We start from the raw sequence: 22,793 nt of genomic DNA, 5'->3' as shown, positions 1-22,793 counted from the left end.
ATGGTGAGCCCTGCTGGGTTCGAACCAGCGACCTACTGATTAAAAGTCAGTTGCTCTACCGACTGAGCTAAGGGCCCCTCGATTGGCTGGTGCAGTGCACAAAGCCTTCGGGAAGCGCCTCCCTAGGGACGCTTTGTTTCATGGTCAAGCGGCTTTGGCGCTTTTTCCTGTCGTTTCTTGGGACGGCGGTTGCGGGCGTCCAGTTGGGCGATGGTTTGGCCGGTCAGAGGATCGCGCCAATCGCCCGCTATTTGCGCCGCCGGGCGGAGTACAAAGCTGCGCTCGCGCATCAGCGGATGGGGGATGGTGAGGGCGGGGATAGCGCTGGCAAATGCCCCGCCGCTCCACATCAGGATGTCCAGATCGAGAACCCTGCGCGACCAGGCCTGGCCCCGCCGTTGGCCGAACTCCGCCTCGATTCCTTTTAGCTTCGTCAGCAGTTCCGCCGGTTCCAGCGTCGTTTCCATGATCGCGACAGCATTGGCATAAGAACGCTGGGAGGGGCCGACCGGGCGCGAAGTGATCGTCGTGGATGTTCCGGCGATGGCCATGTCTGCCCGAGCCAGCCGCTGCAGTGCGGCTGCCAATATAGCGCGCGGCAATCCGAAGCGCTGGTGGCGCTGGTTCGAACCGAGGGCGATCAGATAGAGCATATGCGGCAATCAGGCTCCTGTAAGATGCAGAAAGGACGAGAACGGAACAAAGGGTTCCAAGCGGGTGAATCGGCTGCTATCATGAAATCAATGTCAAGGAAATCAAGGAGAAGCTTCGTGCGTCAGCATCATATCGCTCTATCGGGTATAGTCCTTTTGTCTCTCGTGGCTGCCGGATGCAGCAAGGAAGGTATATCCCCTGGTGAAGTCAGCGGCAATGTGGCGCGCGCGGCGCTGGTCGGTGCGGATCAGGCGCAATATGGCGAAGTGATCGTAGCGCAGGGCGACAACGGTCTGCTCGTCAATATCAAGGCACAGGGCATGTCGCCTGGCCAGCATGGTGTGCATATTCACGAAACCGGGAAATGCGAAGGTCCCGATTTCAAATCGGCCGGCGGCCACTGGAACCCCGCTACAAAACAACATGGATTCGACAATCCGCAAGGCGCGCATGCCGGGGATTTCTTCAACTTGGATATCGGCGCGGACGGTACCGGCGCGCTGGAGGCACTGGTTCGCGGAGCGTCTCTCAGCGGTGGGGAAAATGCCCTGCTTGATGCTGATGGCGCGGCTTTTGTCGTACACGAAGGTCCGGATGATCTGAAAACCGATCCTTCCGGAGAAAGCGGCGGACGGATAGCTTGCGGCGTGTTCACCGGCGGTCGTTGAACCGATCAGCTTATCCCGCAATTATTAGAGTATTTTTATGAGTCTGTCGGTTCTGTTTGTTTGTCTCGGTAATATCTGTCGTTCTCCGTTGGCCGAAGCTGCCCTGCGTCAGGAATGCGCCAGCACCGGTCTGAACATCATCATCGATTCTGCCGGCACCGGTGACTGGCATGTCGGGCAACCGCCTGACGTACGCGCGCAGGCGGTTGCGGCAAAAAACGGCGTGGATATCAGCCATTTGCGGGGGCGACAGGTCAGCGCATCGGACTTTCACGATTTCGATCATATGATCGCGCTGGACAACCAGAATCTGAACGATTTGAAGGCGATGAAGCCGGCTAGTGGTGCCGTGAGGATCTCCCTGTTGTTTGACCATATCGAGGGCAGGGCGGGCGAGGATGTCGCCGACCCCTATTATGGGGAAGATGCTGATTTTGAGCAGACCTGGGCCGAGGTGACCGAGGCCGCCAGGAATCTTCGAAAACTGCTTGAAGCCGCATAGGAAATAGTGATTTTCATCGATATCGGATAATCGAACAATCGTATCTGCCGCCCTGAAAGACGAACCGGTTTTCGGCAATGTTCAGAACCTCCGAGCCCACAGGAAGGCGCGCTCGGGCGAGGTTGCGCTCGGGCATATGGTCCTGATCGAGAAAACCGGAGTAGTTAAGTCAGGGCGATAGATTTTGTCTATCGGAACGCCGGTGGTTTTTTTAGAGCAACTCGCCGGTTTCCCTTGAAAAACATGCGCTATTACGCGATATTGTAAACAACAGAGCCCGTTTACCGGCTCGTTAATTTGAGGAGTATGCATATTATGGCTTGGCAAGACCCAAGAACAACCTTCGGGCAGTCCGCTGTGGGCACGGCACCGCAGACGGAGGTCGCGTTTGACGCCGGCCTGCGTACCTATATGCTCAAAGTCTATAATTACATGGCCAGCGGCGTATTGCTGACCGGCGTAGTGGCAATGTTGTTCGCCAGCTCCGGCCTCGCTCAGGACATCATGTTCGGCGGCGGCCCGTTGAAATGGGTGATCATGTTGTCGCCATTGGCCATCGTTTTCGCGATGAGCTACGGGCAGAATAAATTCTCCACCTTCACGTTGCAGGCGATGTTCTGGGGCTTTGCGGCTCTCATGGGCATGTCGATGTCGACCATCTTCCTGATCTATACGGGCGCATCGATTGCACAGACATTCTTTGCCACCGCAGCCGCTTTCCTTGGTCTTAGCCTCTATGGTTACACGACCAAGAAAGACCTGTCCGGCATGGGCAGCTTCCTGATCATGGGCGTGATCGGTCTGCTGGTCGCGATGGTGATCAACATCTTCCTGCAGTCGACGATGATGAACTTTGTCATCAGCGCGATTGGTGTGCTGATCTTCGCGGGCCTCACTGCTTATGATACACAGCGGATCAAGAGCATGTATGCCTATGTCGCCGGAACCGATATGGTCGGCAAGACCGTAGTGCTTAGCGCGCTCAGCCTGTATCTGGACTTTATCAACATGTTCCAGTTCCTGCTCTTCTTCATGGGCAACCAGGATTAGACAGCAGGCCTGGTCAGAATATCGAAAGAGCCCGGCAGGAAACTGTCGGGCTTTTTTGTTTGGCAGTTCGTCGAGATTTGATCGCAAATGCTGGACAAGCGTTGGCGCGAATCATAAAGAAACCGCTGTTGTTCAGGGAGAGTGATAGTATGCCGCGTTTGAAGGATTTACGTCTTGTTTTGGTAGCTGGCGGATTGGCCTTTCTGGCCGCCTGTCAAACGGCACCACCACCTCCGCCGGCTGCTCCGGTTGTCCAGCCGCAATATACGCCGCGTGCGCCGACACCCCCATTTGGTGCGAGTAACCTGTCCGTCGTTCCCATGCTTCGTGCTGACGGACTGCGCGAAACCATAAACCGTGATCTCGGCCCGCTGGAAACCTTGTGGCATGTTCGGGCAGCGATGAATGTAGCGGCGCTAAGCTGCACCGGTCCCTTGTATGAACGGCTTGTCGACGATTATAATGCGTTCATCAATAATAACAGCGCTTCGTTGCGCAACGCGAACAATGCGATCATTCGCAAATTCCAGCGGGATATCGGCGCAGGTTACAAGACAGAGCATGATCGTCACCAGACGCAGCTCTATAATTACTGGTCCTTCTCGCCGCTTCGTCGGCCCTTTTGTGATCAGGCCGTACAGATCAGCCAGCGTGCCATCGTGACCAAATCTGCCGACCTCAACGCGTTTGCGGAACAGGCTTTGCTGGAACTGGAAAAGCCGTTCACCGATTTCTATCTCGCTTATGAGGAATATGAACGGGATCTCGAAAAATGGCGCGTACAATATGGTCAGCCAGCCACGGAAGTTGGCCAGCCGACACTAGGTTACGATGAGCCTTCTGCCGGGGAATGAAGCGGCTTTAGAGCAATTAAAAAGGGCCAGATGGGATGACCATCTGGCCCTTTTTCTCTGTGCGGTTCAGACGATTAGCTATTCTCGGCAATCAATGCGTCATCGATAGCTTTGGCTGATTTATAAGCCGTTCGCTCCGTCAACCGCTGTCCATATGCGAGAAAGGAATCCCGCTTGGGCAGGGTGCCGAACTGCGTGCCCCAGACCAGCTGCGCGCCGACATAGACATCGGCCATGGTAAAGCGGGTACCGCAGACATGGTCATCGGTCTGGAACTTGCGATCCAGTGCATCGACAACATGGTCATAATTTCCGTAACCCGCCATCTTCTCTTTGTCCGGCTCGACTTCGAAACCCATCGACCGGTTGGTGATCGCCGATTCCAGTGGCCCGGCGGCAAAGAATAGCCAGCGGTAATAATCGGCCCGTTCGTATGCCGTCGGGGCGAGCCCGGCGTCCGGAAAGGCGTCTGCCAGATAAGCGCAGATGGCAGCCCCTTCGGTCACGACCTTGCCATCATGATCAATCGCCGGCACCTTGCCCATGGGATTGACCGCAAGATAGGCGGCGGCCTTCATCGTGGTGTCATAGTCCAGCAGCACCTGCTCATAATCTGCGCCCGCTTCGTGCAGCGCCCAGCGGGCAATCTGGCCGCGCGACATCGGGTTGGTGTAGAATTTCAGGGTCATCTCAATTTTCTCCTTGGTTTGTTTCCGCTAAATATTTCTCGTGTTTTTCTTTCTGCTGACGCGACAATTCTTCGAGCGATTTCCTGGGGTCCGGTTTGTAGACAAGGCCAGTTGGCAGAAGCTCGGCGATGCGGTCGAGCCGGAACATCCGGAAATCATCGCGCAATTCGCACCAACCCACCAGGGTCCAGACTTTGCCCCAGAACCACAGCCCCAGCGGCTGGACATTTCTTTTGGTTGTAGCGCCGTCTTCATCACAATAATCCAGCGCCACAATCTCCCGGGCATCGATAGCCTGCTCGCAACGGTCGATCAATTCTCTGGCCTGTCCCGCCAATCCTATCGAGGGCGAGAATATTTTCGTGTCGCCAACCCGGCTCCGCTCGGCTTCGGGTAAAACCGCTTCGATTTTGAGCAGAGCCTCTTCCGCTGCCGCTATCATCGCCGTGCCGCCCCAGGCCTTGACCATCCGAGCGCCGGTGACCAGGGCGACAATTTCGTCGCGGGTGAACATCAGCGGCGGCAGGTCGAAACCGCTGCGCATGATATAGCCGATGCCAGCTTCTCCATCGATCGGCACGCCGGTAGACTGGAGATCGGCAATGTCACGATAGATGGTGCGTTCCGAGACCTCGAGACGCTCGGCCAGATTGGCCGCTGTCACGAGCCGGCCACCGCGCAGATATTGGACAATCTGGAAAAGGCGGTCGGCTCTGCGCATCAGTCGCTATACTTGAAGATACCGAGGCTGTTGCCCTCAATATCCTTGGCATAGAAAAATGCTCCCGACGGTATCGAAATGACCTCCGATATCACTTCGCCGCCACTGGCTTTGACCCGCTCCATCGCGTCGGCCAATTCTCCGGCGGCGGAAAGATGCACGGTGACACCGTCTCCGGCCGTTGCAGGCTTGCCTTCATAGAGATGGCCGCACATCTCTCCATCGGCACAGGGGATCATCTGCATGGTCTGCGGGCCATCATTGTTCTCGACTAGCGCCGTCTGAAGCACGGCTTCATAAAAGCCCTTGGCGCGGTTGAGGTTTGTGGCGGGAATTTCCACCCAGACCAGTCTGTCACGGTTCGTCTCGGTCATCTGCTTGCTCCTCCTTGTTGATTGAACAAGCGCCGGATATCATAACCCTCCTGACAGCGTCATGTCAGGAGGGTTTCGACATTTGCAGATAGTTAGGCGGATTGTCTACTTTCGTGCACCGACCAGGGCGAATGCCGCGCCTTGCGGGTCGATCGCGTTGAGTTGAAATTCGTCGCCCGGAATCTCCGTCGGTTCAAGCGTGATCTGGCCGCCCTTGGTCGTGATAGTTTTTGCCGCCTCGTCAATGTCGGCAACGCGGAAATAATAGGTCCACGCGGAAACCGGCATCACATCGGGCTTGTCCATCATCGCGCCGATCATGAAGTCGTGGCGAAGAAAATGATATGCGCCCATCGGACCCATATCCATTTCTCCGTCCTTCTCCCAGCCGAACAGATCATGATAGAAGTTGAGCGCCGCAGCCGTGTCGCTGGTGGCAAGCTCGTTCCACGCGCAATGACCGACCATCGGCTCGGTCGCTGCAAAGGCGAGGCTGGCTGCGTCCAGCTTGCCGGCGGGCGGAATTGGCTTCATCACGTAGAATGTTGCGCCCTGCGGATCGGCGACCAGCGCAAAGCGTCCGACACCGTCAATGTCTTGCGGAGGCATATGGATGCTGCCGCCTGCAGACGATATCGCCTCCGCCATCCGGTCAACGTCCTCGACCGTGATATAGCCGAGCCAGCCGGGCTGTGCGCCATTGGCAGTCATTTCCGGCGTCAGCGGCATCACGCCCCCGACCCCTTCTCCCTTCATCGAGATTTGTCGATAGTCGATGTCGGCCTGACCGCTATCTGAAAAATCCCATCCGAGCAGCGATCCGTAAAAATTCTGCGCGGCGTCGGCATCGCTGGTCAGCAATTCATACCAGATAAAATCACCATGTTTGTTGGCCATATTTCCTGCTCCTTATTTTTCAAATGTGACAACGGGTGCAAAACCGCCAAAGATCATCCTTTTGCCATCAAAGGGCATCGGATTCTTTACCGGATCCATCCGTGGATCGGCGTTGTCCGGATCTTCCATCATTGCTTCCAGTTTCGCCATGCCGGCATCCCGGGTCGCCTTGTCGGGCCATTCAATCCATGAGAAAACAACGCTTTCATCCGCGGTCGCTTTTACCGCCTTGCGGAAATCGGTGCTGCTGCCATCCGGCACGTCGTCGCCCCAGCATTCGATCACCCTCAAGGCGCCCATTTCCATGAACATGCTGTCTGCGTTATTGGCATGATCGATAAATTTCTGTTTGTTGGCGGTGGGAACCGCAATTACAAATCCGTCAATGTAACTCATTATCCTTCTCCTTTGGTGGTCGGTTAGGCGGGTTGCGGCTCGTTCCTGGTGAAAGGTAGCATCTGCGCCGCCAAAGCGCGTTTGAAGGCGGGCCGATCGATACAACGGGCGAGATAGGCAGAGAGGGTGGGGCGTTGCTCAATTATGCCTGCACGCTCTGTTTCGCGTAGCGTCGTCGCCATCGCAATATCCGCGACACTGAAATCACCGACAAGATAGTCCTTGTCGCCCAGCGCCTCGGCCATATGGCCAAGCCGACCTCCGAGAAATTCGATCAGTCCGGGTCGTCGCAGTTTGGCCCATTCCTCATCTTTGCAAAACAGATCGATATTCCCTAGTTCGAAAACCATCGGCTCAATGCTGTTAAAGGCGGCGAACAGCCAACTGATCGTGCTGGCCCGCTGCTGCGGGTTGGCGCTCAGCAGGCGGTCGTCCTTATCGGCCAGATGAAGCAGGATCGCTCCGCTTTCAAACATCGATACGCCGGCATCATTCAGTACCGGCACCTGCCCGAAAGGCTGTTCGCGCCGGTAGCTGTCAGAAGCTTGGTCTTCCGGCCCGATGAGCCGCTCGGCATAGGCCAGGCCGATCTCCTCGCAAGCCCAGCGCGGCCGGAGGTCGCGGACAAAGCCCTGCGCAAAATCGGGAACCCATTTGAAAGCGGTAATTTCGATATGTACATCGGGATTAATGGGCATTTCGTTTTTCCTTTCAATTTTGCGGTTTCATTCCGCCCCGTTTGATCTGGCGTTGAAAACCGCCAACTGGGCATCAAAGGCACGCCTGAACGCGGGCCGCGCTCTGGCACGGGCGACATAGGCAGAGAGGCGGGGATATCCCTCCAGAATGCCCGATCCGGTCAGTCTACGGAGTACCTGCACCATCAACAGGTCGCCCGCGCTGAACCCACCGTCGAGCCAGTCGGCATCGCCAAGGCGGTTGGACAACTCTGCCAGGCGGTTCCGGATTCGTTCTTCGACGCGAGACAAACGATCCTCGAACCAGATCTCGGCGCCTTCCAGATATGTAGCAATGTCACGATCGACGATCGGCGGTTCGATCGTGCTCAGCGCGGCAAACATCCATGTGATCGCGCGCGAGCGGGCGTTCGCATCGTCCGGCAGCAAACCTGTATGAGATTCAGCGATATGGAAGACGATAGAACCGGATTCGAACAGGGCGAGACCATCTTCTTCATAGGTCGGAATCTGGCCAAAGGGCTGGAGTTCGCGATGCGCTGCTTCTTTTATCCGGGCGAACGAAACAAACCGCACATTATATGGCTGGCCGACTTCTTCGAGGGCCCAGCGAACCGGCATGTCACGCGCCAGTCCACGGCCCTGGTCTGGCGAGCTTTCAAAGGCAGTGATGGTGGGGATCATCGGAATATCCCGGGCGGTTGCACGACCGGATCGTGGGCTGTGTCAGGATGGTGGAACATCATCTATATCCTATTTCTCGCACAGGCTGGCGAGCTGGTCTGCACATGCTCCCCAGCCTTCCTCGAAACCCATTTCGCTGTGCTGGGCCTGTGCGTCTTTTGTCCAGTGGCGTGCCGTGGCGGTGTAGCGGGTGCCGCCATTCTCCGCTTCGATCTCCCAAATCCCGATCATGAACGGACCTGCCGGTTCGAGGTCGCCGACAATCGCGTCCGTAAAGGCAAACCGCCGACCCTCGTCCCAGGCCAATATCAGACCGGAATGGGGATGAACCTCGCCGTCGGGGCCATACATGGTGCAGTTGGAAACTCCGCCAGCCCGGCGTTCAAGCGTCTCGAACTCCGCCCGCCACGGTTTCGGGCACCACCATTGCTCGATATGGTTGGTCATAATATCCCAGACCCTGTCCGGCGGTGCCGCGATATGGCGGGTTACCGATAGGTCAGGGCGGCTCTCTTGTGTCGCGGTCATCTTCTGCCTCTCTGGTCAGTCGCGCTCCGGCGCACCGCCGGGGAAAAAATGTCGATAGGGGCGTGCATCGTCTACCGCCCGCTTGACCGTCGGCCGTGCCAGCAGACGGGTCCGATAGGCCTTGAGCCGTTCCAGTCCAGCCGGGATTGGATGCACCCAGTCGGCATAGAAAAGCGATGGTGCGGCGGCGCAATCGGCCATGGTGAACGCATCCCCGATCGCCCATTGGTCGCCCAGATGCGCGTCGAGCCAGGCATAGCTTTTGTCGAGCGTTGCACGGCCCTTTTCGGTTTCTGACGGATCGGCGCGACCGAGCCGCACATCGACGAAGCGCTGCATCGCGCTCATCACATAATTGTCGAAAAACCGGTCGAACATCCGGGTTTCGACACCCGCCATCCCGTCCGGGATCAACCTGGGTTCAGGATGGACGAGTTCCAGATATTCGATAACCGCCGTCGCTTCGAAGATGGACCGCTCGCCGTCCGCCAGCAGCGGAAACTTGCCGGTTGGCGAACGCCGGGCAAATTCCGCACCATTGCCTTGATGGTCATCGTCTAGTTGCCGGAATTCAAACGGGATGTCCTTCTCCCACAAGGGGATCAGCGCTTTCCATGTGTAAGAGGAGAAGGGATGACCAAAAAGTTCGATCACGAGATTTCACCCCATACAGCCGCCTCAATCGTCGCTATGTCGATTTTCTGCATCGGCATCATCGCCGCGAACGCGCGTTTTGCGACATCGCCGCCTTGTGCCATTGCCTCGGTCAGGACGCGCGGGGTGATCTGCCAGTTGATCCCCCATTTGTCCTTGCACCAGCCGCACTGGCTTTCGGCGCCACCATTATCGACAATCGCGTTCCAGTAGCGGTCGGTCTCCTCTTGCGTGTCGGTATGGACCTGAAAGGAGAAAGCCTCGCTTTGCGGAAACGCCGGTCCGCCGTTTAGGCCGAGGCAGGATATGCCGAGCACGGTAAAGTCTACCGTCAGTTCATCGCCCTGTTTGCCGCCGGGAAAATCGCCAGGTGCATGCTGGACCGCGCCGATTGCGCTGTCGGGAAAGGTGGTCGCGTAAAATTCCGCTGCCGCCTTGGCGTCTTTGTCAAACCACAGGCAGATCGTTGCCCTGGACATGTTCGTTCTCCTCCCCTCCTTCCGACCGTCAGGCAGCGGATTGCTCTGCCCCTTCGTCCATCGCGGCCGTCGCGGCATCCATATCAATCCACATCGCCTCCCACACATGGCCGTCGGGATCGGCCAGATTGCGGTTGTACATCCAGCCATAATCCTGCCTGGGATTGATATCGGGAGTGCCGCCTGCTGCGGTTGCGGCCTCGTTCATCTTGTCGACCGCATCACGGCTGTCGCAGGATATTGCCAGCATCACCTCGCTCGACGTCGATGGCGGGATCGGACGGTTTGTGAAGCTGCGCCACTTGTCATGGGTGAGCAGCATCACGTTGATCGCTTCGCTCCACACCATGCAGGCGGCCGTTTCGTCGGTAAACTGCGGATTGTTGGAAAACCCAAGGGCCTCGTAAAATGCCATCGAAGCGTTTAGGTTGGTAACGGGCAGATTCACAAAAATCATACGGGTATTTGCGCTTGTCATCACTGTCTCCATCGAATCGAGATTTGACAATCATGCCATGTTGGTTATAAAAAACAACTATGGGGTTTAAAAAAATAACTAAGTCGCTAAAAACAGATAGAAAAAGATGGTATGACGATGCGTGCGGGACTGCTTTCGCGCTCGAACTAATCGGCGAGCGCTGGGCCATCCTGATCATGCGAGAGCTGATGTTCGGGCCACGCCGTTTTGGAGAATTGCGCCGCGACCTGCCGGGGGTCAGCGCCAATATCCTGACGCAACGGCTGGGCCAGCTGGAACAGAGCCGGATCCTGCGCAAACGCAAATTGCCGCCACCGGCCTCGGTACAGGTCTATGAACTGACCGAGTGGGGGACAGAGGCCGAGGAACTGGTGCAGATGCTGGGCCGCTGGGCGACCCGCCATCCGGATCATGATCCGTCTCTGCCGCTCAGCGCGGCCTCTATCATGATGTCATTCCGCACGATGTTTGTGCCGGAACGGGCAGGGGGTATGGATGCGCGGATCGGGTTCCGGCTGGGCAGCGACGGATTTGTCGTCCACATCCACGACGGGACGCTTGATACGACCCGCATGGAGCCGGACGACGTGGACCTGCTGTTCAAGGGGACACCATCTGGCCTGGCGGCTGCGGTTTATGGCGGTGGAAAATTCGTCGATCTCGAGCAAGCGGGGATATTGTCTGTGACCGGCGATCAGCAACTGGCGGAAAAATTTGTGACGCTATTTCCACTGCCCGAAAAATTGCCGATCAGCGATCAAGGCACATAAAAAAACGGCGTGGGACCAGTCACGCCGTTTTTTAATTTTTCAGGTTTTAAGGCCCGGTTTGGGTAGGCTATTTTGTCTCGCTGTCGGCCTTTTTCTTTGTCGAAGCTTTCTTTTTCTTCGCCTTCGGTGCGGCTGCCGTGACTTCGAAGGTCAGGGCATTGTCCTTCAGATGTACCTTGACCTCGCCGCCGTTCTTGAGTTTTCCGAACAATAGTTCTTCGGCGAGCGGCTGCTTGATCTTTTCCTGGATCAGGCGGCCCATCGGGCGGGCACCGTAAAGCTTGTCATAGCCGCGCTCGGTGAGCCATGCCTGCGCATCCTCGTCGAGCGTGATATGGACATTCTGGTCGGCCAGTTGCAGTTCGAGCTCGAGAATGAACTTCTCGACTACCCGCGCCACCACTTCGGTCGGCAGATAGGCGAAGGGAACGATCGCGTCGAGACGGTTGCGGAATTCCGGGGTGAACATTTTCTTCACTGCTTCCTCGCCCGCATCTTCCTTCGACATATTACCAAAGCCGATGCCTTCTCTCGCCATGTCGGACGCGCCGGCATTGGTCGTCATGATCAATACCACGTTGCGGAAATCGACGGTTTTGCCGTGATGATCGGTCAGCTTGCCGTTATCCATCACCTGCAGCAATATGTTGAACAGGTCGGGATGGGCTTTTTCGATCTCGTCGAGCAGCAACACGCAATGCGGGTTCTGATCGATGGCATCGGTCAGCAGACCGCCCTGATCATAGCCGACATAGCCCGGAGGCGCGCCGATCAGGCGGGAAACGCTGTGCCGTTCCATATATTCGGACATGTCAAAGCGCTTGAGCGGAATGCCCATGATCGATGCCAGTTGCTTGGCGACTTCGGTCTTGCCGACGCCGGTCGGGCCGCTGAACAGATAATTGCCGATCGGCTTCTCCGGTTCGCGCAGTCCTGCGCGCGACAATTTGATCGCGCTGGACAGTTTCTTGATCGCTTCGTCCTGGCCGAAGACAACCCGCATGAGATTTCTTTCAAGATTCTCCAGCGTTTTCTTGTCATCCTTGGATACGGATTTGGCCGGGATGCGCGCCATTGTCGCTATGACCGCTTCGATATCCTTGGTGGTGATCATTTTCTTGCGGCGCGAAGGTGGCAACAGCATCTGCATCGCGCCGACTTCGTCGATCACGTCGATCGCTTTGTCCGGCAACTTGCGGTCGTTGATATAGCGGGTGGACAATTCCACCGCGGATTTCAACGCATCCGGCGAATAGCGGACCTTGTGATGTTCCTCGAAAGCACCGCGCAGGCCGGTAAGGATCTTGATTGTATCCTCGATCGACGGCTCGTTGATGTCGATTTTCTGGAAGCGCCGCAGCAACGCACGGTCCTTCTCGAAATGGTTGCGGAATTCCTTGTAAGTGGTTGATCCGATGCAGCGAATGACGCCACCGGACAGGGCCGGTTTCAAAAGATTTGATGCATCCATCGCGCCGCCGCTGGTGGCGCCGGCACCGATCACCGTATGAATTTCGTCGATGAACAGGACCGCATCCGGCATTTTTTCGAGCTCGGATACAACCTGCTTCAGCCGTTCCTCGAAATCACCGCGATAGCGGGTTCCGGCGAGCAGGGCGCCCATGTCGAGCGAATATATTACCGCAGGAAGCAATACTTCCGGCACATTGCCCTCTACGATACGCAGCGCAAGACCTTCCGCGATCGCGGTTTTACCGACGCCAGGTTCACCAACATAAAGCGGGTTATTCTTCGAGCGGCGGCACAGGATCTGGACCGTCCGGTCGACCTCCGCCTGCCGTCCGATCAACGGATCGATACGGCCTTCTGCCGCTTTCACGTTCAAATTGACGGTAAACTGGTCGAGCGCGGTCTCTTTCTTGGTTTTTTCTTTCTTGTCCTCTTCGCCTTCGAGGCCGGACAGTTCTGCCGGTTCGACCGTGTGGCCGCCCTTGCCGACACCATGGCTGATAAAGCTTACGGCATCGAGCCGGCTCATATCCTGTTGCTGGAGAAAGTAGACGGCATAGCTTTCCCGCTCGGAAAACAGCGCGACCAGCACATTGGCGCCAGTGACTTCATCCTTGCCGGAAGATTGAACATGCAGAATGGCCCGCTGCACAACCCGCTGGAATCCGGAGGTGGGGGAGGGGTCAATTGCCTTTTCGACTTTCAGGGAGTCGAGCTCGCTGTCGAGATAGAGAACAACGGCATCTTCCAGTTCGCTCAGATCGACGCCACAGGCGTTCATCACTTGAGAGGCATCGCCATCTTCGATCAATGCGAGAAGCAGATGCTCGAGCGTCGCATATTCGTGACTGCGATCAGAAGCATTTTTCAACGCCTGATGCAGGGTTTTCTCGAGCGATTCTGCGAATGATGGCATATAATTTACTCCAATATTGGAACGGTGATTCCGCCCCTGTTGCCGAAACCGATGCTGACCCATCATGTTCCGGACTTTGATCAATAGCTTATACTCTAGATCGTAAGCCTCGCCCTAAACGTCAAGAGCGACAAGCCTCGGATCTGCAGCCAATTGGCCAAAGCTGCCAATTTTCCGTCTCACTTCTCTTTTACGGTCCAATGTCGAACGGTTGAAGCGAACTATTGTAAAACAAGATTAACAAATGGTTTGGCGAATGCCAGTCTTTATCACTTTTTGAACAGATTTTCTGCGCTGGCACGATGCGTGACGGCGAAATCTTTCTTCTGTTCACAGCGGCTTATTTCCAGTTTCAGCAAGGAAATCCGTTGATCGAGTTCGTCCACCGATAAGGGATCGAGATCCTGTTTGACCAACACGGCCACTGGATCATTGGCGTTACGCGGTAAATTATCGTCATCGTCCATGAATCGACATTCCTCCTGCAGCCTAATGTTGACCGCCCGCGCTTTGCTGTCAATAAGGGCCAGGAATAATGGGGGGGCGCAAATTCCCCGTGGGGGGTATATAATGGCCGTATCGGAAGTGTTGCAAAAAGAAATGACCGCCATCGCGATTAGCGAACCGGGCGGACCGGAAGTCCTGAAAGCTGAAACCGTGGCGGTTCCGCAACCAGATCACGGAGAAGTGCTGATCCGGGTCGCCGCAGCCGGGGTGAACCGGCCTGACGTGGTGCAACGGATGGGCCTCTATCCTGTGCCTCCTGGCGCATCACCGCTGCCTGGCCTGGAAGTGTCCGGTACCGTCGTGGCGCTGGGCGCCGGGGTCGAACCGGAGTGGATCGGCCGCAAGATTTGCGCGCTGACCAACGGCGGCGGCTATGCCGAATTTTGCGTCGCACCGGTGCAGCAATGTTTGCCGGTCCCCGACTGTCTGACCATGGCCGAAGCGGCGGCTTTGCCGGAAACTTTGTTCACCGTCTGGGGCAATCTGTTCAATCGCGGCTTTGCCCGTGAAGGGGAAACGGTTCTGGTCCATGGCGGCACCAGCGGGATCGGGACGATGGCGATCAAGCTTGGCAAGCTGTTTGGCCTGAATGTCATCGTGACCTGCGGCAGCGACCAGAAATGCACCGCCGCAAAGCAGATCGGCGCCGATCATGCGATCAACTACAAGAGCCAGGACTTTGTCGAGGAGATCAATAAGATCACCGACGGCAAAGGAGTGGAAATCGTCCTCGACATGGTCGCTGGCGATTATGTCGCGCGCAATATTAAATGTCTGAAAGAAGACGGTCGCCACGTGACCATTGCGGTTCAGGGCGGGCTACAGGCCACGATCAACATGGCTCATGTGATGATGAAACGACTGATTCTCACCGGTTCGACACTCCGGCCGCAGTCGGCAGATCGCAAGTCTTTGCTGGCGGACGAACTGCACAGCTATGTCTGGCCCGACGTCGAAGCCGGCAAATTGAAGCCGGTGATGGACGAGAGCTTTCCGCTCGCCGACGCAGCCAAGGCCCATGCCCATATGGAAGCCGGCAATCATATCGGCAAGATCGTGCTGATCGTCGAATAGCTTTATGAGCGGTGAAATAGATTTTCACGGCGCAAAAGTAGCCTTCTTCATTAATGATCATATTCTGGTCTATCGCCGCGACAACAAGCCGGACATTCCGTTCCCCGATATGCTGGATCTGCCCGGCGGCGGCCGTGAAAATGGCGAGAGCGGCGCAGAATGCGTGGCGCGCGAAACATTTGAAGAATTCGGCATCCGCATCGCGATTGACGAATTCGACCATGTGCAAACCTACCCGAACTGGCGCGGCTCGGGCGCGGTCGCTCTGTTCTTCGTCTGTCGATTATCAGCTCCTATTCTGGACGAGATCGTCTTTGGCGATGAGGGGCAGGACTGGCAAACCATGCCGGTCGTCGAATTTCTGGCCAGCAACAATGCTGTTCCGCACTTGCAATTGCGGCTTCAGGAATATCTGAAAACCAGGGATTTGCGTCACTAAAGCTTCATAAAATGGGAATCGGGCTGTCACAATCAGCGCGTACAGCCACGCCCATGGATCGTTTCCCATGGGAGTTTTCAATGGCCAAACAATTTCCACCCGTTAGCAGAGCGGATATTCCGCTGCTTGATGCCGACCGTTATGAAGCGCGACTGAAGCGCAAACCGGCTGTCCACTCGCGCGACCGGACCCGATATCGAACCATCTGGATATCCGATATCCATCTCGGTACACGCGGTTGCAACGCCGATCTGCTGATCGACTTTCTCGATCATGTCGACAGCGATACGCTTTATCTCGTCGGTGACATTATCGACGGCTGGCGGATGAAAAAGCGGTTTTTCTGGCCGGACAGCCATAATGATATCATTTGGCGCATATTGAAACGGGCGCGGCGGGGCACCCGCATCGTCTATATCCCCGGCAATCATGACGAGATGTTCCGCCAGTTTACCGGACTAAATTTCGGCGGCGTGGAAATCCGGCGCTCGGCGATCCATGAAACCGCCGACGGACGCCGCCTGCTGGTGCTGCACGGCGATGAATTTGATACCGTCATGCTCGCCCATCGCTGGCTCGCCTTTGTCGGTGATGCCGCTTATGTGACGCTGATGCGGGTCAACTGGCTGGTCAATAAAGTGCGCAACCGGCTGGGACTTCCGTACTGGTCCTTGTCCAAAATGGCCAAGAACAAGGTCAAAAACGCGGTCGAGTTTATCGGGCGTTATGAAGAACTTGTCGCCAAGGCGGCCGAAAGTCGCGGCGTTGACGGTGTGGTTTGCGGTCATATCCACACCGCCGAACATCGCGTGATCAAGGGTGTCGAATATTATAATGATGGCGACTGGGTCGAAGGCTGCACAGCGCTGGTCGAGTGCGATGACGGCAATATGGAAATTCTGCACTGGGCCGACGAGATCGCCGCCCGGAACGCCAAGCAGGAGCAACCGGTGCGGTTGATAGCGGTCGAGACTGATGACCTGGGACAGGCGGCATGAAAATCGCTCTGGTGACGGATGCATGGCATCCGCAAGTCAACGGCGTGGTGCGGACTCTCGACACGGTGGTCGGGCTGTTGCGGGGCAGGGGGCACGAGATTCTGGTGATTTCGCCGGACCAGTATCGCTCCGTTCCGGCGCCCAGCTATCCGGAGATCCGTCTTGCGTTCACCCGGGGCCGGACCGTCGGCAGGCAAATCGAGCAATTTGGCGCGGACGCGGTCCACCTGGCCACCGAAGGGCCGCTCTGTGTTCAGGCGCGTCGCTGGTGTCGGAGAAATAAGCGCCCATTCACAACCGCCTATCATACACAGTTCCCGGAATATCTCGCCAGGCGCACCAGAATGTCACCGCGGATGTTCTGGCCCTATATCCGATGGTTTCATCGCGGATCTGAAGCAATCATGGTTTCGACGGAAAGCATCCGCAACCAGTTGCGCGGCGAAAATCTGCGTCATGTCCATCACTGGAGCCGCGGCGTCGATCTGGACAATTTTCGAGCCGATGCCCCGTCGCCAGAAATTTACGGACAAATCGAGCGGCCGATCCAGCTTTATGTCGGGCGGGTGGCGATTGAAAAGAATATCGAGGCTTTTCTGTCCAGCGATCAGCCGGGATCGAAAGTCGTGGTCGGAGACGGACCGGCGCTGGCGGGCCTCAGATCGCGCTATCCGGAGGTGCATTTTGTCGGGCGAAAATCGGGTGGGCAACTGGCCGGCTATTATGCCGGAGCGGACGTTTTTATATTCCCGAGCAAGACTGACACTTTCGGTCTGGTGATTATCGAAGCGCTCGCTTGCGGTACGCCGGTTGCCGCCTATCCGGTGACCGGGCCGATCGATATCCTGACGCCGACCAGCGGCGCGATGGACGAGGATCTGGAGGTGGCGATACAGCGCGCGCTCGGGCTCAATTCCGCCGATTGTATCGCGCGGGGTAAGGAATTTAGCTGGGACGCCAGCGCCAGCCAGTTCCTGAACGGATTGGTGTCGCAGGAACTGCGGCAAGATTGTCATTTGTCGCGGCGGATCCTCGCAAAGGCGATTTTTGCGCGGGTATAGCCAAATATCTTGCCGTCTCCTTCCAAACGGCCTACATAAGCTTCCAACAGGCCGTCTCCGCAAGGGGGCGGCCCTTTATTTTTATATTCCGCTGGCGTAGAAATGCCAGCTATTGGAAGGATGCCATCATGGCCGAACAAGCAACTCCTCTTATGCAGCACGCAACTGCGAGCTGGCTCGTCGACAACACGGCGCTCAGCTTTGTACAGATTGCCGAATTTTGCGGTATTCATATTCTCGAAGTCAACGCGATGGCCGATGACCTCGCCAGCTCCAAATATACCGGACGCGATCCGGTGCAGGCGCATGAACTGACCCACGAGGAAATCGAAAAAGCGGAAAAGGACCCGGATTACCGGATGGTTATCCAAAAGGGCCCTGACCAGATACGCCGGACCAAGGGACCTCGCTATACGCCGGTTTCCAAGCGTCAGGACAAGCCCGACGGCATCGCCTGGCTGCTGCGCAATCACCCGGAAATTTCCGATGCACAGGTTGGCAAGCTGATCGGCACCACCCGTACAACCATTAGCGCCATCCGTGATCGTGAACATTGGAATATCGCCAATATCGCGCCTAAGGATCCCGTGACTTTGGGTCTGTGCTCACAGCGCGAACTGGATGCTGTTGTTGCCAAGGCCGCTAAAAAGGCCGGTATCGAACCAGAAGCCGAAGATGAAACGAAGCTGGGCGGCGACAAGGAAGCCTTGATTGCTGAATTGCGCGAGGAACGCGCACAAGCGACACGCGATGCAGAAGCTGCATTGTCGGGTGAGACAGGCGAAGAAGAAAAAGCGCCGGTCGAACATACCGCCGAAACGCTTTTCAAAGGCAGCTGAGTCGCTCCGGCGTGCGCCGGTTTCGGTACTCGGGATAGCGATACTGCTGGAGGGGGCTTCAGCAGGCGCTGTCTGACGTGCTCGGCAACTGCCGAAAGCCAGTCAACGGGTGATTTAACTAGTCGATTAAACCGGCTTGCGCTTGCCGTGATTCAGGGGCTATGGCTGGTCCATGGATGCTCCCTCAAAACTCCCCGCTTATGATGCGATGCTCGCCGATCATGGCTTCGATCCGATTGAATCGGACGGTCTGACCTATCCGCTCGGCGATTATGAACCGAAATTTGGCGAATATTTCGAACTGATGCCCGGTATCGGCTGGACCCGCACGCCGGTGCCCGGTCCGCTGGGCCACATCAACAATTGGGTACTGGCTGACCGCCATGCAGACGGCAGCGCCGGATTTGCTATTGCCGATACCGGATTGTTCATGCCCGAGGTCGTCGAGGCCTGGAAACATCTGTTCGAAGAAGGCGCGCTGCACGGGCAGAGCGCGACCAAGATCATCGTCACCCATTATCACCCCGACCATGTCGGTTGTGCCGGCTGGCTGGCTAAACGGTTCAAAGTGCCCTTGCACATGAATCGCACCGAATGGTTGCTGACCCGTCTGATGATCGCCGACAAGCGCGACGGCGTTCCGCAAGAGGCGCTGGATGAATGGCTTTTCTGCGGCTGGGAACAGCATTTGATCGACGATTTTGCCGCCAAGGGCTGGGGTCGCTTTGGCCGGGCCGTTTCGGACCTGCCCATCGGTCATGTCCGGATGGAAGAGGGAACGCGGCTGAAGACCGGCGATCACGAATGGCGGGTGATGATAGGCAATGGTCATACGCCTGAACATGCCTGCCTGATCGATGACAGCGCCAAGGTGATGATCTCCGGCGACCAGATATTACCCCGCATCACATCGAATATCTCGACCATGTTGAGCGAGCCAACCAGCGATCCGTTGGGCGAATGGCTGGCAAGCATCGCGCATTTCCGCGCCGAACTGGACAATGACCTGTTGATATTACCAGCCCATGGCCGTCCGTTTCTGGGCGCGCATCAGCGGCTCGATACGCTGGCATTGCGCCACAACGAGGCGCTCGATGATCTTGAACAGGGTCTGCGGGAAAGTCCCAAGCGGGTAGTCGACAGCTTCCCCTATCTGTTCAGACGGCCGATCACGCCCGACGTTATCGGCATGGCCAGCGGAGAGGCGATGGCGACGCTGAGGCATCTGGAATATACCGGACGCGCCAGGCTTGAGGTAAAGGACGGCACCGCCTGGTATAGCGCGGCTTAATATCCGTCTTCGACAGTTCTGCTAAGCGCTATTCCGGGTCAATGGGTGATCGACTTGGCATCCACTGGCGGTTCGACCTCGTCGCTGGTGCAGTGCAGGGCATAGCCGCGCAGGAATATCGCCAGCGCGACCAGCGAAACTATTCCCGCCAGCCCGAAAGGTGCGCCGGGCAGATAGTAAATGCTTCCCGCGACAGTGAAAACCGCGAAAACGGCGGCGAATAGCGGCGGGCCGATGACCGAGGCCAGGCTTTGCAGGCTGGCGACAGCGCCTTGCAGTTCGCCTTGCGTTTCATCCGACACCGCGTTGCTCATCAGGCCGTTTATCGAGGGCTGGAACAATCCCTGAAGCGAGCCGACCGGAATCGCGAGGAAGATCAACCATCCCTGATCAGGGCCAGCAATGACATAGAAGACCGAACTGATCGCCATGGAAAGTGCGGCGATAATGACCGCGTTGCGCTCACCGATGCGCGGGATCAGCACCCGGATCAACAGGCCCTGCACGATGGCGGCGCCGATCCCGACACAGGCGAGCGCCATGCCAACGGTCCATTCGCTCCAGCCAAAGGCTTCCATTGCGTAAAAGGCGAAGATGATCGGATAAACGACATGGGCCGTCATCCAGACGGTCAGCGATGCGGCGTACCAGAAGACGATCTTGTTCTGGCCATGCAGGCCCTTGAGCGCGACGAAGGCATTGGCGCGAGCAATGTTGAAGGGCCGCCGTTTTTCCGCTGGCAAGCTTTCCTTGAGCATGAAATAGCCGAACAGCAAATTGATCATCGCCAAAAGACCGGCGGCAAAAAAGGGCAGGCGAGTGCCATATTCTCCCAATATGCCGCCAATCGCCGGGCCGAATATGAACCCCAGTCCAAAGGCGGCTCCAATCAGGCCGAAATTCTGTGACCTTTGCTCGGCCGACGAGATATCGGCAATATAGGCATAAGCGGTGCTGAAACTGGCACCCATGACTCCGGCGACGATCCGCGCGATGAATAGCCATAATAAGGTCGGTGCAAAGCCCATCAGGACATAGGCGATGGCATAGCCTCCCAATGCTGCCAGCAGCACAGGGCGACGGCCATAGCGGTCAGACAGATTGCCGACGATCGGACCAAAGACAAATTGCATGGCCGCGTAGGCAAATGCCAGCCAGCCGGCATAGACCGCGGCATTGGAGATCGACCCACCGGTGATATCGGTAATCAGTTTCGGCAAGACCGGCATGATGATGCCGAAGCCGAGCATGTCGATCAGCACGACCAGAAAAACGAAGACCATGGATGATTTGGCGACGGGGGGAGAGCTGGACTCGGACATTGGATGATCCCCCTACACCTTGGTCTTATCGAAAGGGAGCCATAAACGTCAGGAATTTTCATTGTCAGGTCACGCTGCTTCACATAGATAAATATTGATGACCGAAACTTATCCTGATGAGCCGCCAATCTGGAAATCGCGCTATAATCATCCCACGCCCTGGGACCAGTTTTACGCGCCACTGTCGATGCCGGGAATGTTCTTCCGCTCGGCCGGCCGCCGCGGCGACGCCAATCTGCTCGATTTCATGGGCCGCAAATATAGCTATGCCGAGGTTGCCGCCGGGGTTGTCCGTGTGGCCAAGGGGCTGCAGGATATGGGTGTCCAGAAAGGCGACCGGATCGGTCTGTTTCTGCCCAATGTCCCGCATTATGTCACCGCATATTACGGCGCGATGGCGATCGGCGCGACGATCGTCAATTTCTCGCCGCTCTATACGGTAGACGAGCTGAACCATCAGGTGGAGGATAGCGGCACCAAAATCCTGTTCACCCTTTCCGCCACCGCGGTTTTTCCGACCGCTTATCAGGTGCTCGAACAGTCGAGCCTCGAGCGTCTGGTGGTCGGCAGTATTTCGGGTGCGCTACCAAAGGGCAAGGCGCTGCTCTATTCGCTGTTCCGCCGCAAGGAGAACAGCCCGCAACCCGAAGATGACCGGATCACCGTTTTCTCGGACCTGACCGACAATGACGGTAACTATAAAGCGCCCAATATCCGTCCGGACAAGGATATCGCGCTGCTGCAATATACCGGCGGCACAACCGGGACGCCGAAGGGCGCGATGTGCAGTCACCAGAATCTGACCGCCAATGCGCGGCAGATCAACAGCATCGACCCTTTCCTCGACGAGGCGGATCGGGTGATGGGCGTGCTTCCGTTTTTCCATGTCTTCGCTAACAGCGCGGTACTCAATCGCACCGTCGAACGCGGCGGCGAGATCGTCATGCTGCCGCGTTTTGATGCAAAGCAGACGTTGAAGGCGATTACCCGCACAAAGATTACCGCGATGCCCGGCGTGCCGACCATGTATCAGGCTTTGCTCGACCATGCCGATATCGACAAAACCAATTTTTCTTCTCTGAAAGTCTGTGTCTCGGGCGGTGCGCCGCTGCCGATGGAGCTGAAGAAGAAATTTGAAGCGACCACCGGCGCGAAGCTGGTCGAAGGCTATGGCCTGACCGAAAGCTGCGGGGTGGTCAGCGCCAATCCCTATATGGGGCTCAACAAGCCCGGTACGATCGGGCAACCGGTTCCCGGAACGATTGTGAAACTGGTCGACAAAAGCGATCCGACCAGGCCCGCGCCAGAAGGCGAACCGGGCGAATTGATATTCTCCGGACCACAAGTCATGCAGGGCTACTGGAAGTTGCCGGCAGAAGACGAGCAGGTTTTCGTGAATGGCTTCCTGCGCACCGGTGATGTCGCGACGATCGACGAAGACGGTTATATCAAGATTGTCGACCGTCTGAAGGACATGATCTCGGTCGGCGGTTTCAAGGTCTTTCCGAGCCATGTCGAGGAAGTGCTCTACCAGCATGAAGCGGTCAAGGAGGCTTTGGTTATCGGTGTTCCCGACGCCTATCGCGGCGAGAGTCCCAAGGCTTATGTCGCACTCAATCCGGGAATGGCGGCTACCGGAGAAGAGCTGAAAAAATGGGTCAATCCCCAGCTCGGCAAGCATGAACGTGTGATCGATGTCGTGGTGCGGGACAGCCTGCCCAAAACAATGATCGGAAAGCTTGATCGCAAGGCGCTTCGTGCCGGGGAGCTGGACTAGCGG

At 57.0% G+C, this 22,793-nt stretch carries 27 protein-coding genes and 1 tRNA gene; 12 read left to right on the top strand and 16 right to left on the bottom strand.

All coding sequences use genetic code 11. The annotated features are described in order from the left end of the window. Position 1: 1 nt before the first annotated feature. Positions 2–77, bottom strand: a tRNA-Lys gene (locus AAC060_RS15890). 45 nt (positions 78–122) lie between these two features. Further along, positions 123–653, bottom strand: coding sequence for a 2-amino-4-hydroxy-6-hydroxymethyldihydropteridine diphosphokinase (gene folK, locus AAC060_RS15885; RefSeq protein ID WP_339828103.1), 531 nt, complete (start codon positions 651–653; stop codon positions 123–125). A 117-nt stretch (positions 654–770) separates the two neighbouring features. Here folK and AAC060_RS15880 point away from each other — a divergent pair, with 117 nt between their 5' ends. The 4 genes from AAC060_RS15880 to AAC060_RS15865 all read left to right on the top strand — a co-directional run bounded on the left by AAC060_RS15880 (position 771) and on the right by AAC060_RS15865 (position 3,728). Further along, entirely contained in the window at positions 771–1,322 is a 552-nt protein-coding gene (locus AAC060_RS15880) for a superoxide dismutase family protein (protein WP_339828099.1), read from the top strand. 37 nt (positions 1,323–1,359) lie between these two features. Further along, on the top strand, positions 1,360–1,824 hold the full coding sequence (locus tag AAC060_RS15875; RefSeq protein ID WP_339828097.1) for a low molecular weight protein-tyrosine-phosphatase: 465 nt from the start codon (positions 1,360–1,362) through the stop codon (positions 1,822–1,824). Between the two features lie 315 nt (positions 1,825–2,139). Beyond that, complete coding sequence (locus AAC060_RS15870; RefSeq protein WP_339828095.1) at positions 2,140–2,874, top strand: Bax inhibitor-1/YccA family protein; 735 nt, start codon at positions 2,140–2,142, stop codon at positions 2,872–2,874. Positions 2,875–3,023: 149 nt separating this feature from the next. After that, positions 3,024–3,728 carry a hypothetical protein gene (locus tag AAC060_RS15865; protein WP_339828093.1) on the top strand — a complete coding sequence of 235 codons (705 nt, stop codon included), beginning with the start codon at positions 3,024–3,026 and terminating at the stop codon, positions 3,726–3,728. 74 nt (positions 3,729–3,802) lie between these two features. Here the strand turns inward: AAC060_RS15865 and AAC060_RS15860 are convergent, their stop codons facing one another. From AAC060_RS15860 to AAC060_RS15810, 11 genes are all read right to left on the bottom strand, one after another. Beyond that, positions 3,803–4,417: a glutathione S-transferase family protein gene (locus AAC060_RS15860; protein WP_339828091.1), complete on the bottom strand. Its 615-nt coding sequence runs from the start codon at positions 4,415–4,417 to the stop codon at positions 3,803–3,805. A 1-nt stretch (position 4,418) separates the two neighbouring features. Further along, entirely contained in the window at positions 4,419–5,138 is a 720-nt protein-coding gene (locus tag AAC060_RS15855) for a YafY family protein (RefSeq protein WP_339828089.1), read from the bottom strand. After that, positions 5,138–5,512, bottom strand: coding sequence for a VOC family protein (locus AAC060_RS15850; protein ID WP_339828086.1), 375 nt, complete (start codon positions 5,510–5,512; stop codon positions 5,138–5,140). The genes AAC060_RS15855 and AAC060_RS15850 overlap by 1 nt, the downstream gene beginning before the upstream one ends. Before the next feature lie 105 nt (positions 5,513–5,617). Continuing rightward, positions 5,618–6,409, bottom strand: a complete 792-nt coding sequence (locus AAC060_RS15845; RefSeq protein ID WP_339828084.1) for a VOC family protein — start codon at positions 6,407–6,409, stop codon at positions 5,618–5,620. Between the two features lie 12 nt (positions 6,410–6,421). Further along, the gene (locus tag AAC060_RS15840) at positions 6,422–6,805 is read right to left on the bottom strand and encodes a DUF1428 domain-containing protein (RefSeq protein WP_339828081.1); all 384 of its coding nucleotides are present in this window, start codon (positions 6,803–6,805) and stop codon (positions 6,422–6,424) included. Between the two features lie 23 nt (positions 6,806–6,828). Then, a complete protein-coding gene (locus AAC060_RS15835; RefSeq protein WP_339828079.1) occupies positions 6,829–7,503 on the bottom strand; it encodes a glutathione S-transferase family protein in 675 nt (224 codons plus the stop codon). A gap of 27 nt (positions 7,504–7,530) precedes the next feature. Then, a complete protein-coding gene (locus AAC060_RS15830; protein WP_339828077.1) occupies positions 7,531–8,187 on the bottom strand; it encodes a glutathione S-transferase family protein in 657 nt (218 codons plus the stop codon). A 69-nt stretch (positions 8,188–8,256) separates the two neighbouring features. Beyond that, positions 8,257–8,715 (bottom strand): SRPBCC domain-containing protein, encoded by a 459-nt coding sequence (locus AAC060_RS15825; RefSeq protein WP_339828075.1) that lies wholly within the window; start codon positions 8,713–8,715, stop codon positions 8,257–8,259. 15 nt (positions 8,716–8,730) lie between these two features. Continuing rightward, positions 8,731–9,369 (bottom strand): glutathione S-transferase family protein, encoded by a 639-nt coding sequence (locus AAC060_RS15820; RefSeq protein WP_339828073.1) that lies wholly within the window; start codon positions 9,367–9,369, stop codon positions 8,731–8,733. Beyond that, on the bottom strand, positions 9,366–9,848 hold the full coding sequence (locus AAC060_RS15815) for a VOC family protein (RefSeq protein WP_339828071.1): 483 nt from the start codon (positions 9,846–9,848) through the stop codon (positions 9,366–9,368). The genes AAC060_RS15820 and AAC060_RS15815 overlap by 4 nt, the downstream gene beginning before the upstream one ends. Positions 9,849–9,876: 28 nt before the next feature. After that, on the bottom strand, positions 9,877–10,326 hold the full coding sequence (locus tag AAC060_RS15810) for a VOC family protein (protein WP_339828068.1): 450 nt from the start codon (positions 10,324–10,326) through the stop codon (positions 9,877–9,879). A gap of 59 nt (positions 10,327–10,385) precedes the next feature. Here AAC060_RS15810 and AAC060_RS15805 point away from each other — a divergent pair, with 59 nt between their 5' ends. Continuing rightward, positions 10,386–11,096, top strand: a complete 711-nt coding sequence (locus tag AAC060_RS15805; protein ID WP_339828066.1) for a helix-turn-helix domain-containing protein — start codon at positions 10,386–10,388, stop codon at positions 11,094–11,096. A gap of 67 nt (positions 11,097–11,163) precedes the next feature. Here AAC060_RS15805 and clpA read toward each other — a convergent pair whose 3' ends face one another. Continuing rightward, positions 11,164–13,482 (bottom strand): ATP-dependent Clp protease ATP-binding subunit ClpA, encoded by a 2,319-nt coding sequence (gene clpA / locus AAC060_RS15800; protein ID WP_339828064.1) that lies wholly within the window; start codon positions 13,480–13,482, stop codon positions 11,164–11,166. A 269-nt stretch (positions 13,483–13,751) separates the two neighbouring features. After that, the gene (locus tag AAC060_RS15795; RefSeq protein WP_339828061.1) at positions 13,752–13,949 is read right to left on the bottom strand and encodes a DUF1192 domain-containing protein; all 198 of its coding nucleotides are present in this window, start codon (positions 13,947–13,949) and stop codon (positions 13,752–13,754) included. 103 nt (positions 13,950–14,052) lie between these two features. On the opposite strand from AAC060_RS15795, the gene AAC060_RS15790 reads away from it, so the two are divergent. The 6 genes from AAC060_RS15790 to AAC060_RS15765 all read left to right on the top strand — a co-directional run bounded on the left by AAC060_RS15790 (position 14,053) and on the right by AAC060_RS15765 (position 19,691). Then, the gene (locus AAC060_RS15790) at positions 14,053–15,063 is read left to right on the top strand and encodes an NAD(P)H-quinone oxidoreductase (protein ID WP_339828058.1); all 1,011 of its coding nucleotides are present in this window, start codon (positions 14,053–14,055) and stop codon (positions 15,061–15,063) included. 4 nt (positions 15,064–15,067) lie between these two features. After that, the gene (locus AAC060_RS15785) at positions 15,068–15,502 is read left to right on the top strand and encodes an NUDIX hydrolase (protein ID WP_339828055.1); all 435 of its coding nucleotides are present in this window, start codon (positions 15,068–15,070) and stop codon (positions 15,500–15,502) included. An 80-nt stretch (positions 15,503–15,582) separates the two neighbouring features. Next, positions 15,583–16,500 carry a UDP-2,3-diacylglucosamine diphosphatase gene (locus tag AAC060_RS15780; RefSeq protein ID WP_339828052.1) on the top strand — a complete coding sequence of 306 codons (918 nt, stop codon included), beginning with the start codon at positions 15,583–15,585 and terminating at the stop codon, positions 16,498–16,500. Further along, positions 16,497–17,561: a glycosyltransferase family 1 protein gene (locus AAC060_RS15775; protein ID WP_339828049.1), complete on the top strand. Its 1,065-nt coding sequence runs from the start codon at positions 16,497–16,499 to the stop codon at positions 17,559–17,561. The genes AAC060_RS15780 and AAC060_RS15775 overlap by 4 nt, the downstream gene beginning before the upstream one ends. A 152-nt stretch (positions 17,562–17,713) precedes the next feature. Beyond that, a complete protein-coding gene (locus AAC060_RS15770) occupies positions 17,714–18,400 on the top strand; it encodes a DUF1013 domain-containing protein (RefSeq protein WP_339828101.1) in 687 nt (228 codons plus the stop codon). Positions 18,401–18,572: 172 nt separating this feature from the next. Beyond that, positions 18,573–19,691 (top strand): MBL fold metallo-hydrolase, encoded by a 1,119-nt coding sequence (locus AAC060_RS15765; protein WP_339828046.1) that lies wholly within the window; start codon positions 18,573–18,575, stop codon positions 19,689–19,691. Between the two features lie 38 nt (positions 19,692–19,729). On the opposite strand, the gene AAC060_RS15760 is transcribed toward AAC060_RS15765, so the two are convergent. Beyond that, positions 19,730–21,013: a TCR/Tet family MFS transporter gene (locus AAC060_RS15760; RefSeq protein ID WP_339828044.1), complete on the bottom strand. Its 1,284-nt coding sequence runs from the start codon at positions 21,011–21,013 to the stop codon at positions 19,730–19,732. A gap of 97 nt (positions 21,014–21,110) precedes the next feature. Here AAC060_RS15760 and AAC060_RS15755 point away from each other — a divergent pair, with 97 nt between their 5' ends. Continuing rightward, entirely contained in the window at positions 21,111–22,790 is a 1,680-nt protein-coding gene (locus AAC060_RS15755; protein ID WP_339828042.1) for a long-chain fatty acid--CoA ligase, read from the top strand. Positions 22,791–22,793: the final 3 nt, after the last annotated feature.

Origin of the sequence: uncultured Parasphingorhabdus sp. (assembly GCF_963975555.1) — a bacterium.
Lineage (GTDB): Bacteria > Pseudomonadota > Alphaproteobacteria > Sphingomonadales > Sphingomonadaceae > Parasphingorhabdus.
The sequence above is the reverse complement of the archived record's forward strand: the minus strand, read 5'-3'. Positions and strand labels throughout refer to the sequence as shown.